13 protein-coding genes and 2 tRNA genes are annotated in these 14,078 nt (G+C 68.4%); 8 read left to right on the top strand and 7 right to left on the bottom strand.

Annotated features, from left to right (window positions below; genetic code table 11):
* Positions 1 to 31 precede the first annotated feature (31 nt).
* Positions 32 to 553 carry a DUF6789 family protein gene (locus tag ACV7GQ_RS14600; RefSeq protein ID WP_470310949.1) on the bottom strand — a complete coding sequence of 174 codons (522 nt, stop codon included), beginning with the start codon at positions 551 to 553 and terminating at the stop codon, positions 32 to 34.
* 120 nt (positions 554 to 673) lie between these two features.
* Between ACV7GQ_RS14600 and coxB the strand changes: the two genes are divergently transcribed.
* Genes coxB through ACV7GQ_RS14585 form a run of 3 tightly spaced genes read left to right on the top strand, consistent with a single transcriptional unit; the run spans position 674 to position 4,260 of the window.
* Positions 674 to 1,429, top strand: coding sequence for a cytochrome c oxidase subunit II (gene coxB, locus ACV7GQ_RS14595; protein WP_470310948.1), 756 nt, complete (start codon positions 674 to 676; stop codon positions 1,427 to 1,429).
* A complete protein-coding gene (locus tag ACV7GQ_RS14590; RefSeq protein WP_470310947.1) occupies positions 1,426 to 3,984 on the top strand; it encodes a cbb3-type cytochrome c oxidase subunit I in 2,559 nt (852 codons plus the stop codon). Before coxB ends, ACV7GQ_RS14590 begins: the two co-directional genes overlap by 4 nt.
* A gap of 9 nt (positions 3,985 to 3,993) precedes the next feature.
* Complete coding sequence (locus tag ACV7GQ_RS14585) at positions 3,994 to 4,260, top strand: cytochrome C oxidase subunit IV family protein (protein ID WP_470310946.1); 267 nt, start codon at positions 3,994 to 3,996, stop codon at positions 4,258 to 4,260.
* A 33-nt stretch (positions 4,261 to 4,293) separates the two neighbouring features.
* Here ACV7GQ_RS14585 and ACV7GQ_RS14580 read toward each other — a convergent pair whose 3' ends face one another.
* Both ACV7GQ_RS14580 and ACV7GQ_RS14575 read right to left on the bottom strand, forming a co-directional pair.
* Positions 4,294 to 5,163 (bottom strand): hypothetical protein, encoded by an 870-nt coding sequence (locus tag ACV7GQ_RS14580; protein WP_470310945.1) that lies wholly within the window; start codon positions 5,161 to 5,163, stop codon positions 4,294 to 4,296.
* A 76-nt stretch (positions 5,164 to 5,239) separates the two neighbouring features.
* A complete protein-coding gene (locus tag ACV7GQ_RS14575) occupies positions 5,240 to 5,683 on the bottom strand; it encodes a hypothetical protein (RefSeq protein ID WP_470310944.1) in 444 nt (147 codons plus the stop codon).
* Between the two features lie 150 nt (positions 5,684 to 5,833).
* On the opposite strand from ACV7GQ_RS14575, the gene ACV7GQ_RS14570 reads away from it, so the two are divergent.
* Positions 5,834 to 7,282: an APC family permease gene (locus ACV7GQ_RS14570; RefSeq protein ID WP_470310943.1), complete on the top strand. Its 1,449-nt coding sequence runs from the start codon at positions 5,834 to 5,836 to the stop codon at positions 7,280 to 7,282.
* Entirely contained in the window at positions 7,282 to 7,941 is a 660-nt protein-coding gene (locus tag ACV7GQ_RS14565) for a potassium channel family protein (protein ID WP_470310942.1), read from the top strand. Before ACV7GQ_RS14570 ends, ACV7GQ_RS14565 begins: the two co-directional genes overlap by 1 nt.
* On the opposite strand, the gene ACV7GQ_RS14560 is transcribed toward ACV7GQ_RS14565, so the two are convergent.
* From ACV7GQ_RS14560 to ACV7GQ_RS14550, 3 genes are read right to left on the bottom strand one after another with little or no spacing between them, the layout of a single operon-like run.
* Positions 7,938 to 8,849, bottom strand: coding sequence for an NAD(P)H-binding protein (locus ACV7GQ_RS14560; RefSeq protein WP_470310941.1), 912 nt, complete (start codon positions 8,847 to 8,849; stop codon positions 7,938 to 7,940). The genes ACV7GQ_RS14565 and ACV7GQ_RS14560 overlap by 4 nt on opposite strands.
* Positions 8,850 to 8,893: 44 nt before the next feature.
* Positions 8,894 to 10,810: an ABC transporter ATP-binding protein gene (locus ACV7GQ_RS14555; protein WP_470310940.1), complete on the bottom strand. Its 1,917-nt coding sequence runs from the start codon at positions 10,808 to 10,810 to the stop codon at positions 8,894 to 8,896.
* Between the two features lie 40 nt (positions 10,811 to 10,850).
* Positions 10,851 to 11,429, bottom strand: a complete 579-nt coding sequence (locus ACV7GQ_RS14550) for a DUF192 domain-containing protein (protein ID WP_470310939.1) — start codon at positions 11,427 to 11,429, stop codon at positions 10,851 to 10,853.
* 85 nt (positions 11,430 to 11,514) lie between these two features.
* On the opposite strand from ACV7GQ_RS14550, the gene ACV7GQ_RS14545 reads away from it, so the two are divergent.
* The 3 genes from ACV7GQ_RS14545 to ACV7GQ_RS14535 all read left to right on the top strand — a co-directional run bounded on the left by ACV7GQ_RS14545 (position 11,515) and on the right by ACV7GQ_RS14535 (position 13,112).
* Positions 11,515 to 11,588: transfer RNA gene (locus ACV7GQ_RS14545), tRNA-Val, on the top strand.
* A gap of 395 nt (positions 11,589 to 11,983) precedes the next feature.
* A tRNA-Phe gene (locus ACV7GQ_RS14540) sits at positions 11,984 to 12,057 on the top strand.
* A 251-nt stretch (positions 12,058 to 12,308) separates the two neighbouring features.
* Positions 12,309 to 13,112 carry an HpcH/HpaI aldolase family protein gene (locus ACV7GQ_RS14535; RefSeq protein ID WP_470310938.1) on the top strand — a complete coding sequence of 268 codons (804 nt, stop codon included), beginning with the start codon at positions 12,309 to 12,311 and terminating at the stop codon, positions 13,110 to 13,112.
* Here the strand turns inward: ACV7GQ_RS14535 and ACV7GQ_RS14530 are convergent.
* Complete coding sequence (locus ACV7GQ_RS14530) at positions 13,082 to 14,056, bottom strand: succinylglutamate desuccinylase/aspartoacylase family protein (protein WP_470310937.1); 975 nt, start codon at positions 14,054 to 14,056, stop codon at positions 13,082 to 13,084. The two genes, ACV7GQ_RS14535 and ACV7GQ_RS14530, sit on opposite strands and share 31 nt — an antisense overlap.
* Positions 14,057 to 14,078: the final 22 nt, after the last annotated feature.

Here is a 14,078-nt window from a genome sequence, read left to right as displayed (position 1 = left end):
GAGGAAGGCCGGGACACGCGAGCGCGGGGACTCAGACGATGGAGTCCGGCCGCGTCGCGAAGTAGTTGAACACCGCGCCCAGACCGACGCCGTAGACGACGTGGGCCGCCAGCGTCAATACGGCGTACAGCACCAGCGCCAGTCCGGACTGGCCGGTGTAGAACGCGAGGACGAACCCCGTCCACATCGCCGCGCCGAAGAAGGCCCCCGAGACGGGGTCGGACCGCCCCGGGAGGTACTCTTTCAACGACGCGAACAGGAGCGGCCACGGGAACATCCCGCCGCCGAGGAAGACGATGTACCCGAACAGCACTTCGGGGACGTAGCCGCTCAACCCCACCAGCTCGGTGAGGATGGCGAAGTCAGAGAGGCTGAACGCGCCCAGCGACTGCGCGATGAGGAGGACGACGCTCATCATCGCCGTGCCGACCAGCCCACCGGCCGCACCGACGACGCCGTCGGCGAGGATGCCGCGTAGGTTGTCGAACTCCTCGCTCTCGGCGACCGAGTCGCCGTTCATCGGGTCTTCGACCCCCGGTGACGTATCTGGCATGTCGTGTTATACCATGCCAATGGACAAAAAAGTTCGCGCACACGTTCGGGTAACGCACTGTATATGTAAGTGAACTGTCCACAATACCTAATATGGGGTACAAAAAATCATGAGGAAAAGATGGGTCACTTGGTACCACACGCCGTGGTCGGCGTCCCACTCCACGGCGGCGACGTCAGAGCACCGGCCGACGTGTTCAACAGCATCTTCGAGGTGTTTCTCGTCCTCGGGACGGCCGTCGGCGTCCTGGTGGTGACGTACACGCTGTACCACGCCATCAAGTACCGCGAGACGGCGGGCGAGGACCCCTACGCCGACAAGGTCGAACGGCCGTCGATGGGAGAGATGCCCACCGGCGGGTCGGGGGGCCGGAAGGTGTTCTACTCCTTCGGCATCAGCGCCATCATCGTCGTCTCGCTCATCGCCTGGACGTACAGTTCGCTGGCCTACGTCGAGGACGGCCCGACGATAGAGGGCGAGGAGGACATCACCGTCCAGGTCGAGGGGTTCCGCTTCGGGTGGGCGTTCATCTACCCGAACGGCCACGAGACGTCGACCCTGAAGGTGCCCCGGAACCGGGTGGTCAGATTGGAGGTGACATCGCGGGACGTGTTCCACAACTTCGGCATCCCCGAGTTGCGGGTCAAGACTGACGCCATCCCCGGCCAGACCACCGACGCGTGGTTCACCGCGAGCGAGACGGGGACGTACCAGGCGAAGTGCTACGAACTCTGCGGAAGCGGGCACTCCGTGATGGTCGCCCCCGTCGAGGTGCTGCCACAGGAGGAGTACCGGTCGTGGTACGCGGGGACTAACGGCACCGCGAACGGGTCGTCGAACCAGACCGCCGCCAGCGTGGGAGGTGCCCCGGCATGAGCGAGGCCCACGACCACGGCCTGCCGCCCAAGTCCTCGGTCAGCAGGTGGTTCCTCACGACCAACCACAAGGACATCGGCGTCCTCTACCTCATCACGGCGCTGTTCTTCCTCGTCTTCGGCGGCCTGCTGGCGCTCCTCTTCCGTCTCGAACTCATCACGCCCGGCGCGGACCTGCTGGGGTCCCTCGGGTACAATCAGGCCGTCTCGACCCACGGCCTGCTGATGGTGTTCTGGTTCATCTCGCCCTTTGCCTTCGGGTTCGCCAACTACGTCGTCCCCCTGCAGATCGGGGCCGACGACCTCGCGTTCCCGCGGCTGAACGCGCTGTCGTACTGGCTGTACCTGTTCTCGGGCATCCTGATGGGGGTCTCCTTCTTCCAGGGGACCACCTTCGCGGGCGGGTGGACGATGTACGCGCCGCTCAATACGCCGGCGTACATCCCCGGTGAGGGACTCGGTGCGACGTCGGTCGTCCTCGCGCTCATCATGTTCACCGCCGCCGTCACGCTGGGGTCGGTGAACTTCCTGACGACGATGTACCGGATGCGCGCCGAGGGCCTCCGGATGCGGGACATCCCCATCTTCTCGCTGTCTATCAACCTCACCGTCTGGATGATGCTGTTCGCGTTCGCGGCGCTGCTGGCCGCGCTGATGATATTGGCCTCGGACCACATCCTCGGGACGACGTACTTCCAGTTCGCCAACGACGGCTCGACGCTGGCCACCGACGCCGACAACCCCGGGGCGTCGCTGCTGTGGGCCCACCTGTTCTGGTTCTTCGGCCATCCGGAGGTGTACATCGTCTTCTTCCCGGCGCTGGGCGTGATGGCCGAGTGCTTCCAGACGTTCACCGGGCGACGGCTGGTCGGTCGCAAGTGGTTCATCATCTCGATGGTGCTGGTCGCCATCCAGAGCTTCGTCGTCTGGATGCACCACATGTTCCTCACGGGCATCAACCTCCCCATCAAGACCATCTTCATGGCGACGACCATCGGTATCTCCCTGCCGTTCGACCTGATGGTCTTCTCGCTCATCTACACGATGGCGAAGGGACGGGTCCGGTTCACGACGCCGTTCCTGTTCTCGCTGGGCGCGCTGATACTGTTTATCGTCGGCGGCATCACCGGCGTCTTCCTCGGCGCCATCGTCCTCGACTACCAGTTCCGCGGCACCTACTGGGTGGTCGCGCACTTCCACTACGTGATGGTCTCCGGGGCGACGGCCCTGTTCGGCGGCCTCTACTACTGGTACCCGAAGATAACCGGGAAGATGTACGACGAGACGCTCGGGAAGATACACTTCGCCGTCTACTTCGTCGGCTTCAACCTGCTGTACTTCCCGATGTTCGTCGCGTGGGAGACGCCCCGCCGGGTGTTCGAGTACTCCCGCGACCTCCAGATATGGCACTCGATGGCCACCGTCGGCGGGTTCATCCTCGGTGCGAGCATGCTCATCATGTTCTACAACCTGTTCGTCTCGCTGTGGCGCGGCGAGGACGCCGGCGACAACCCGTGGGCCTACGCGACGACGGCGGAGTGGGCCGTCTCCTCGCCCCCGCCCCTGGAGAACTTCCCCGGCGTCCCGACGTACGCCGACGGGTCGCTCTCGTTCATGGACGACGAGGAAGTCGCCCGACGGACGAGCGGGTCCGGCGGGAGCGGCGTCGCCGCCGACGGCGGGACCGCGGCCGACGGCGGGACGGCGTCGGTGACGACGGCGGCCACCGCGACGCCGGCGACGCCCGCCCACGAGACGGCCGGCGAGGAGCACGCGAGTCACGCCAGCTTCTGGCCGTTCCTCGTGAGCCTCGGCGGGTTCGTCGCCTTCCTCGGCCTCTCGGGCGTGCGCACGGGCAGCGTCGTCTACGTCTCGATGGCGGCCGTCGGCGGCCTCGCGACCTTCGGGGCGCTGTTCGGGATGACCCGCGAACCGTTCCACGCGCCGGAGATGCCCATCGCCGAGCGGTGGCCCTTCGCCAGCGTCGAGAAGATGAAACTCGGCATGTGGACGTTCCTCGCCAGCGACATCGTCCTGTTCGGCGCGTTCATCGGGTCGTACGCCTTCGTCCGCGTCGCCTACGGCTGGACGGAGTGGCACCACGACCTCATCCCGGCCGAACACGTCACGATGCCGGGGCTCATCAACACCTACCTCCTGCTCACGTCGAGTTTCCTCGTCGTGCTGGCGATGGTCGCCGCCGAGCGCGAGAGCAGGAAGGGGACGACGGCGGCGCTCGCGGGGACGTTCGCGCTCGGCGTCGGGTTCCTCGTCAACAAGGGGCTGGAGTGGCAACACCTGTTCCACATCCACTCTGAGATGTTCCCCAACGGGTGGAACCTCTCGACGAACATCGCCTCGTCGACGTTCTACCTCACCACGGGTCTGCACGGCGCCCACGTCACCATCGGGCTCATCATCTGTGCGTACATGACCTATCGGGCCTGGAACGGGGCGTACCAGGGCGACGACAGGGCCATCGAGTACTTCGGGCTGTACTGGCACTTCGTGGACATCGTCTGGCTGTTCCTGTTCCCGCTGTTCTACATCCTCTGAGGTGACACTATGGACTGGAAAGGATACACCGTCATATACGTCGTGTTGTTCGCCTTCGCGACCGCACAGGCCGTCGTCGAGTTCGCCGGCCTCGTCGACAGCGCCTACTGGGTGGCCTTCGGGGTCATCATGGTGCTGTCGGTCGTCAAGGCCGTCGGCGTCGCCGCCTACTACCAGCACCTGCGCTGGGAACCCCGGTCGGTGACGTATCTGGTCATGGGCGGCACCGTCGCCGCCCTCGCGCTGACCGCCGCCGCCGCGTACTCCATCGTCTGACCGGGGGCGCCCGTCCCGCGCCGGTCGGCCGGCTCACCAGACGAGCACCGCCGCCAGCAGGGCGAGGCCGACGGTCCCGAAAGCGAGGCCCGTCAGGATGGCACCGGTCCCGCCGTCGCCCTCGTCCAGCGGGTCCGTAGAGAGGCGGAGCGGCGTCTCGTCGCCGGTGAGGACCATCTCGTCCGGGCGGCCGGCGACGGTGTCGGCGTCGGCCCGCCGGGTGACCGTCCCGAGGACGCTCACCTCGTCGCCCGGCCGGAGCCACCCCTCCCGATAGCGCCGGCGACTCTCGTCGACGGTCGGTGCCGACGCCATCGGGGCCGTGGAGAGGCCGTCGGTCGCGTCGAGAAAGCGCGCGAGTCGCGGCGGCGGGTCCTCCCCGTAGTCGGTCTCGAGGTGGGTGTCGAACCCCTCGAACCGGCACCTGACCTCGGGCGTCGAGACGCCCGCCGACACCAGCACGCTCTCGGGCGTGAACACGTCGTCTGTCGCGTTCCCGACCACGTGGTCCCCGACGTCGACCAGCAGTCGGCCGCCGTCGACGTCGACGGCGAACGGGACGCTCGTGACGCCCCACGCGGCCCGCTCCCACGTGGTGTCGGTCGGGGTGTCGGACTGCTCCTCGACCTCGTAGCCGGCCAGCACGCACTCGCGGTCGGCGACCGGCGAGGCGAGCGTCCCGTCGGCCGTCGCCGTGACCGTCCCACGGACCCGTGCGAGGGTCCCCGGCTCTGCCGCCTCCGGCGAGACGGGGTCGGCGTCGGCGAGTAACGACGCCGTTCGGCGCTGGTCCCACCCGAAGTAACACAGGAGGCCCCCACAGACCAGTAGCAGGGCCCCACCACCGAGCGCCACCTCCTCCAGCACGGCGACGAGCCACCCGGGCAGCACGACCATCGACATGACAGACTGTGCGACAAATACGCATTTGAACGTTGGGGCTCGGGCCGTCGGCGGGCACGGCGTCGACGCCGGGGACTCACCCCATCAGCAGCTGTGCGGTCACGGCGACCAGGAAGAGGACGCCGGCCACCGTCGCGGACTCGGCGACGGCCAGCGAACGCGGGTGGCCCCGTCGCGTGGCGGAGAGGTAGACGCCCAGCAGGAGGTAGCCCACGAGGACGAGCCCGCCGGCCGCGGCGACGGCCAGCCCCGCCGCGGCCTGCATCTCGACCGGCCCGGAGACGACGAGGACGACGCCGCCGACGAACCCGACGACGAGCAGTGTGAACGCCACGGTGAGCACCCGCGGGTCGTCGGACAGCGTTCCGAACTGTGTCTCCCCCTCGCCGCCGTGTGCCCAGCCGATGGACTCGGCGCTCGGCGAGTAGTGGTACCAGCCGCGACTCCGTGCCACCCAGCTCAGCACCGCGACCACGAACAGCCCCATGACCGCCGTGCTCACGAGAAACGCGGTCGTCATGGTATGTCAGTACATAACACTCCATCATAACTGTTTGTGCCGTTTCGGGGGGCGTGGCCGGCTCCGGACCCCGGTTAGAAGTGTCGGGGGACCGTACACGCGGTCGATGGGGGCTCGAATCCGACGACCGACCGGAGGCGTCCGCCACCGATGAGCCAGTCTGACCGCGCACCCGAGGCCAACCTCGGACTGCTCGACGCGACGATGATAGGGATGGGGGCGATGATAGGCGCGGGTATCTTCGTGCTGACGGGGCTGGCGGCCGAGATCGCCGGCCCGGCGGCCATCGTCGTCTTCGGGCTCAACGGCGTCGTCACGGCCTTCACCGGCCTCTCGTACGCGGAGCTGGCTGCCTCCATCCCGAAGAGCGGCGGCGGCTACGCCTTCGTCCGCGAGGTGTTCGCCGACCTCCCCTCGTTCCTGATGGGGTGGATGCTGTGGTTCGCGTACATGATCGCCGGGGCGCTGTACGCGCTGGGGTTCGCCCCCAACTTCCTCGAACTCCTGCACGTCTACGGCGTCGTCGCGCCGCCCGACGAGGTGGGCGCTATCGCCCTCCCGCTCGTCGACGTGGCGCTCCCGGCGTCGTTCGCGCTGGCGTTCGTCGCCGTCCTCGGGCTGGTGGCGCTGAACGCCGTCTCGACGGCCGCCAGCGGGAGCGTCGAGACGATATTCACCGCGACGAAGGTCACGATACTGCTCGTCTTCGTCGCCTTCGGCCTGACCTCGCCGATGTTCGAGACGGCGCAGTTCCAACCGCTGTTCCCCGAGGGGGCCGGCGCCGCCGCGATACTCCCGGCCATGGGACTGACGTTCATCGCCTTCGAGGGATACGACCTCATCACCACCGTCACCGAGGAGGTGGAGAACCCACGCGAGAACATCCCGAAGGCCATCTTCGTCTCGCTGGCGGCGACCGTCGTGGTGTACCTGGCGGTGGTGACCGTCGCCGTCGGGACGCTGGGGGCACAGGGGCTCGCCGAGGCGGGCGAGGCCGGCATCGCCGCCGCCGCGACAGAGTTCATGCCGACGGGCATCCCCGTCATCCAGAACGGCGGCGCGATCATCGTCTTCGGGGCCGTCTTCTCGACGCTGACGGCGCTGAACGCCGTCGTCATCGCCTCCTCGCGCGTGGCGTTCTCCATGGGGCGAGAGGGCCAACTCCTGCCGCGGTTCGGCCAGATCCACCACCGCTACGGGACGCCGTTCGTCGCCATCCTCGCCAGCGCCGTCGTGATGCTGGCCTCCGTCGGCCTGCCGACGAAGAGCGCCGGCAACATGTCCAGCCTGTTCTTCCTGCTCTCCTTTGTCGTCGTCAACGGCTCGGTCATCAAGCTGCGGCGGGAGCGCCCGAACATGACCCGGCCCTACGAGATGCCGTTCTACCCGGCGCCGCCGGTCATCGGCATCGTCCTCAATCTGGTACTGACCGGCGTCCTGGTGGAGTACCTCGTCCGGACGGACCCGCTGGCGCTCGGACTCAGCGCCGCGTGGATCCTGCTGGGCGGGGCGTTCTATCTGGTGCTCGACCGCCTGCGAACGGACACCGAGCGCGGGACCGGTGTCGAGGAGTCCACAGTGCCCGCGGAGGACGACTAATGACCGGAAAACTCGACATCATCGTCGCTGGCGGCGGACGCGTCGGCTTCCAGACAGCCGTGATCCTCGACGACCGCGGACACGACGTCCGCATCGTCGAACGGGACCCGGACCGCTGTGAGACCATCGCGGACGCCTACGTCGCGACGGTCATCGAGGGGGACGCCTCGAACCCGGACGTCCTCGAACAGGCCGACGTCGAAGGGGCGGACGTGGTCGCCGGTCTCACCGGCGAGAGCGGCCTCAACCTCGCCGTGTGCATGGAGGCCAGAGAGCTGAGCGACGGCGACGGCGTGCGGACGGTCGCCCGCGTCGACAGCGCGGCCAAGGAGTCGTACACCCGCTTCGTCGACGCCGTCCTCTTCCCGGAACTGGCCGGGGCCCGGGTCGCGGCCAACGAGATACTGGGCAGCGACGTCCAGAGCCTCGTGGACACGACGGGGAACCTCGACATCCTGCAGGTTCGGGTCGCGGAGGGGGCCCCGGCCGCCGGCAAGACCCTCTCGCAGGTCCGGTTCCCGGCGGGGACGGTGGTCGTCTCGAACGAGGACGGCGACCGGGTCGCCCGCTCGGACACGACGCTGACCGCGGGCGAGCGCTACGTCGTCGCCGTCGAACCCGAGGTGGCCGACGAGGTGATGAACCTGATGCGCGGTTAGGCCTCGACGGGCCGCTCGGCGACGCTCTCGGACTCGCGCAGCGCCCGACGGACGCTCTCCTCGAAGGGGGTCAGGTCCACGTCGACTATCGACCTGATGCTGTCGTCGGTGACGACCACGCGGTTGCGCAGGCCGTCGACCAGCGGTTTGGCGACGCTGACGGGCACGTCCGTCACGAGGCCGAGCCAGCGGGCCGACAGCCCCGGGGAGAGCACCGGCACCGGGACGATGACCGGCGGGCGCCCGAGCATGAGCCGCGCCGTCGTGGTCAGTATCTCCTGATAGGTGAGCACGTCCGGCCCGCCGATCTCGTAGGTCTGGCCGGCCGTTTCTGGGGTCTCCAGCACCCCGACGAGGTACGCCACCACGTCGTCGACGTAGATGGGCTGGCACTCCGTGCGGACCCACGACGGGGTCACCATCACCGGGAGGCGGGCCGCCAGCTGGCGGATGATCTGGAAACTCGCGGACCCCTCGCCGATGACGATGGCCGCTCGCAGCGCCGTCAGTTCCGCGTCGCCCTCCCCGAGGACGTGTTCGACCTCCCGCCGGGACCGGAGGTGCTCCGAGAGCTCCTCCTCCGCCTCGTTGCCGAGGCCACCGAGGTAGACGATGCGCTCGATGCCCGCGGCGTCGACGGCGTCGCGGAAGTTCCGGGCGGCCCGCCGGTCCCGTTCCTCGAAGTCCTCGCCGGCCTGCATCGAGTGGACGAGGTAGTAGGCGGCGTCGACGGACGGAAGGGCCAGGTCCGGGTCGAGGACGTCCCCCTCCAGGACCTCGACGCCGGCCGGCGCGTCGTAGCTGTCGGCGTCGCGGGTCATGGCGACCACCTCGTGGCCCCGCGCGAGCAGTTCGGGCACGAGGTGGCCACCGACGAAGCCGGTCGCTCCGGTGACGAGGACGCGCATACCGCTAGATGTCGCTCCAGTGGCTTAATGGCGACCCCGCGTTCTCAGTCGTCGGCGTCGGTCCGGGCGCGCCGCCGTATCGCCCGCTGGACGAACTCCTCCGGGAGCTCGTCTATCTCGCCGGCCTGCACCGCCCAGAGGTTGGCGTACAGCCCCTCCGAGGCGAGCAGTTCCGCGTGGGTCCCGCGCTCGACGATACGACCGTCCTCGAGGACGAGGATGGTGTCGGCGTCCTTGACCGTCGAGAGGCGGTGGGCGATGGCGAAGGTGGTCCGCTCGCTCGTCAGTTCGTCGAGCGAGCGCTGGATGAGCATCTCCGTCTCCGTGTCGACGTCGCTGGTCGCCTCGTCCAGGACGAGGATGTCGGGGTCTTTCAGCATCGCCCGGGCGATGGCGATGCGCTGGCGCTGCCCGCCCGAGAGCTTCACCCCGCGCTCGCCGACCATCGTGTCGTAGCCGTCGGGGAGGTTCTGGACGAACTGGTGGGCCTCGGCGGCCTCCGCGGCCGCCCGTATCTCCTCGTCGGTGGCGTCGAAGGTGCCGTAGGCGATGTTCTCCCTGACGGTGCCGTAGAAGAGGAACGTCTCCTGACTGACGTAGCCGATGGCCCGCCGGATGGAGGGAATCTGGACGTCCCGCAGGTCCTGCCCGTCGATGCGGACCGCCCCCTCGTCGACGTCGTACATCCGGAGGAGGAGTTTCAGCACCGTCGACTTGCCCGCCCCGGTCGGCCCGACGAGCGCGACGGTGTCGCCGCCCGCCACGTCGAAGTCGATGTCCTCGACGACGGGGTCGCCGTCGTAGCCGAAGGTCACGTCGTCGTACTCGACGGCCCCTTCGGTCACCGACAGCGGCGGCGCGTCGTCGGCCTCGGCCAGTCGGCCGGGCGTCTCCATCAGGCCGAAGACCCGTTCGGCGGAGGCGTAGGCCCGCTGGTACATGTTGATTATCTGCCCGAACTGGGCCATCGGCCAGACGAACCGCTGGGTGTAGATGATGAAGGCGACGAACTCGCCGGGTGAGAGCGACGCCGACAGCACCGGCGGCGCCGCCCCGATGACCATCAGGCCGCCGACGACGAACGTGACGACGAAGCCCAGTCCCGAGACGAGTCGGAGGCCGGGGAAGAAGGTGATGCGCGTCTCGATGGCGTCCCAGTTGGCGTCGAGGTACTCCTGGGAACTGTCCTCGACCCGGTCGGCCTCGTACGGTTCGGTGTTGGCCGTCTTGATTATCTGGATGCCGCTCAGGTTGTTCTCCAGCCGCGAGTTGAGCTTCCCGACAGAGGAGCGCACGTCGGCGTACTTGGGCTGGATGGTCTCGATGAACCGCTTGGTGAACACGGCGATGATGGGGACGGGCAACAGCGCGACCAGCGCCAGTTGCCAGTTCATGTAGAAGAGGTACGCCGCGATGCCGACGACCATGATGACCAGCCGCGAGGTGGAGTTCAGGCCGTCGTTGAGGAACTTCTCCAGCCGGTTCACGTCGTTCGAGAGCACCGACATCATCTCGCCGGTCTGCTTGTCGGCGAAGAAGTCCATGTTCAGCCGCTGCATCGTCTCGTAGGTGTCGGTCCGCACCGCGTGCTGGACGTGCTGGGCGAACTTGTTCCACCCCCAGTTACGCGAGTAGTGGAAGATGGCGCCGCCGGCGAAGGAGGCGGCGATGAGGCCCGCCGTCAGCCACAGTTGCCCGGTCGTCCCGTCGGGAATCCACGCCTGCGGGACGAACAGCAGGCTGTACCCGGCCTCACCCTCGATGACGGCGTCGATGGCCAGCGCCAGCAGGAGCGGCGGCAGCAGGTCCAGCATCCGGGCGAAGACGGAGCTGACGAGGCCGACCAGGAAGGCCCCGCGCTGGCCGCGCCCGTACTCGGTGAACAGCCGCCACATCGGCCGCTCGACGCGGTCGCGAGCGTCCTCGAAGACGTCCTCGTCGGACGCCGCGTCGATGTCCATGGTCCGTTCTCACGGGGTCGACGCGCAAAAGGCCGTCGGGCTACGCGACGCCCGCGGGCAGTTCCACCCGGTCGCCGACCGCGACGCCGGTCCGGTTGGCCCACCCGCGGTTCATCTCGAGGACGTACTTCCCGCGACCCTCGTAGCGCTTCAGGTCGGACTCGCTGGTCCCCTCGGGCGGGAGCGGCGCGTGGTGGATGGTCGTGATGGTCCCGTTCGCGTCGATGAAGATTATGTCCAGCGGGAAGGACATGTTCCGCATCACGTAGGCGTACTCGCCCTCCTCTCCGTGGACGAACAGCATCCCCTCGTTCGGCCCCATCGACGCCGTCTCGCTCAGACCGACGTACCGCTGTTGGAACGTGTCGGCGATGCGGACCTCGACCGTCGCCAACCGCGCGGCGTCGTCGCGGACGGCGACGGTGGTGGCGTTCGCCGACCGGGTGGCCGTCTCGGTCCCGGTGGCCGTCTCGTTCGTGCCCTCACGGACCGTCACCGTCCCCTCGTCGTACTCGCCGACCCCGAGGACGCCGACCCACGCGCCGCTCTGGAGGACGAGGACGCCGACGACGAGGAGGCCGACGACGCCGAGGACGGCGGCCAGCGGTCGACGGTTCATGCCCGATACTGACGGACAGGGCGACGGTAAGGGTTCCGACCGAGAGAGAAAGCGTTATTCCTGCCGGTGGAAAATTTGGAAGCACGGGTCCGTGGTCTAGTTGGTTATGACGTGGCCTTTACAAGGCCGAGGCCGGTGGTTCGAATCCGCCCGGACCCACTTCTGGTGGCGACTGCGACGAACGTAGTGAGGAGCCAGCGGCGTCTGTGTGGCTGAGCGGATTCGCGCTCGTCGGCGAGCAGCGCGTGTCCGACACGGCCGTCGGCGTCTCACGCCGCCACCGCAGCCTGTCGCTCGAGCGACACCTGCCGAAAGCCATTTATTACGACCTGTGGTACCGCAGGCCATGATAGACGGCTCGACGTGTCCGAAGTGTAGCGGGCGCGTCTCGACGGACAACGGCACGGAGTACACCTGTGACGACTGTGGCGCGGAGTTCGACAGCGCCGACCTCTTCCTCCCGTAGGTGGTGTGGTGACGCGGCCCGCGATTCGGCCGATGGCGCCGGGGTATCGAAATCCTTTTTTCTACCCTCGTCCTCGCACAGAGTGCACGCCGCCTTAGCTCAGACTGGGAGAGCACTCGACTGAAGATCGAGCTGTCCCCGGTTCAAATCCGGGAGGCGGCACTTCTCCGAACCCGACCGCCGAGCGACGGGAGCGTCGCGGATGCACCTCCCGAGGGAACCACATCGACATAGTCACACGAATCCGCGGGTCGCCGTCGACCGCGGCCCGAATCGGTGCGGGCGGTCAGACAGTCGGTTGTACGGGATGGTTCCGGTTGTCTCCGCCGGCGGTTGTTCCACACGTCGAGGGCGTGTGTCGCCGCAATCGGGCCCGACAACACGTTTAGGAAACTCTGGTGACAAGTGTTCCCATGGCGCCATCACAGCCACCGAACAGCCTCGCCGACACGCTCGACGGCGACGATGTCGCGCTGGGGTTGCTCGAGAACACGTACAGTCCGACGCTCGTGGAGTTCTGTGGCGAACTCGGCCTCGATTTCGTCTGGCTCGACATGGAACACGGCGGGCCGGACCCGTGGGACGCGGCCGAGATGGAGGACCTGTTACGAGCGGCCGAGCGGACCGGCACCGAACTGCTCGTTCGGTTGCCCGACACGGACCCGACGCTCGTACGGAAGGCGCTGGACCTCGGTGTCAGGAACGTGTTCCTCCCGCGCGTCGAGACGGCCGCGGAGGTCCGGGACGCCGTCGAATCGGCGCGGTTCCGGTACGACGGCGACCCGGGCCGTCGGGGACTGGGTGCGCCACGGGCCCGTCGCTGGGGGCTCGCCGACGACTACGTGGCGACCGAGGACGCGGAGACGCTCGTCGGGACGACCGTCGAGACGGCGGCCGCCGTCGACAACATCGCGGAGATTCTGGACGTTCCAGAACTGGGCTTCGTGTTCATCGGGCCGCTGGACCTCTCCGTGTCGTTCGGCCACCCCGGCGAACTTGACCACCCGGACGTGCAGGAGGCCGTCGAGACGGTTCGCTCCGCCGCACTGGAGGCCGGCGTCCCGGTCGGTGGGCTCGGCTTCGGGATGGACGACGTCAACGAGAAGGTGAACGACGGCTACCAGATGCTGAATCTCGGGAGCACGACCGGCGCCATCAAGCAGACCGTCGACGGGTGGTTCGACGCTTACGACGGCGAGCGCCCACCACGGGAGTGAGCGGCTCCTCGGACGTGCGGTCGCTCACCCGAGACGACGCCGTGCAGCCGGAGCAGCTCCCACGTGACCGACTTCGTCCACTCGACGCGAGTCCGCCGGGTCGTGTTCCGTTTCGTCGTCTCGACGATGTAGGCCGTCTCGTTCAGGTCGCCGGCGACCTTGCGGGTGAGCGAGCGGCCGGACCGACCCATGGCGTTGCCACGGCGGAACGACCGGGTCCCTTCGAGGCCGTACTGGTCGTTCACTCGGGCGATAGCCGTCTCGGAGTGGGGGACGGCGTCGCCGGTCACGGTTGGGAACACTGCCTGCCCGACGCCGCCGTCGACGCCGTAGATGCCGTCGGAACTGTGGAGGTCGACCACGACGTCGGCGTCGTGCCGGACGAGGACGCGCCAGACGGCCCGCGCCTGCGGACTCGTCGGCCGGTCGCCGACGGGGAACTGCGCGTTCAGGTCGCGGCCGTCGACCTCGCGCGTCCGATTACGGAGCGCGCGCGGGTTCGCCTCGGGGACGACGACGAGCGTGCCGCGTTCGACTGCCCACGTCGCGAGGTCTCTGGCGGCCACCGCACCCGCCGGCTCGTTGCCGTGCTGGCCGCCCACGACGACGACGGTCGGGCCGGGTCGCCCGGAGTCGGAGACGTGGACGGTCGTCGCGTTCGCGCCCTCGCGGAGCGTGTACCGGTAGCGCCGGGCCCCATCACCGGGTGTCGGGGTGGTCACCGTGGCGGTGGGCGTCGGTGCGGGCGTGCGTTCCGTCCCCGCGGTCGGCGTCTCGGTGGTCGGCGCGTCCGGGGTCGCCGGCGCCGCCGGACCGTCGAACGGGAGAGGCGCGAGGCCACTGGCGAGCGACGTGCCCACGGGGAGGATACCGAGGGCGAGGGCGCCGAGGGCCACGCCGAGGACCGCAAGCGCCGCGTAGACGGGTTTCGAGGGGCCGGACATAGCGGGGGCTCGTCCGAACACA

Source organism: Haloarcula sp. MBLA0163 (assembly GCF_055632435.1).
This window is presented reverse-complemented; position numbering and strand designations above follow the sequence as displayed.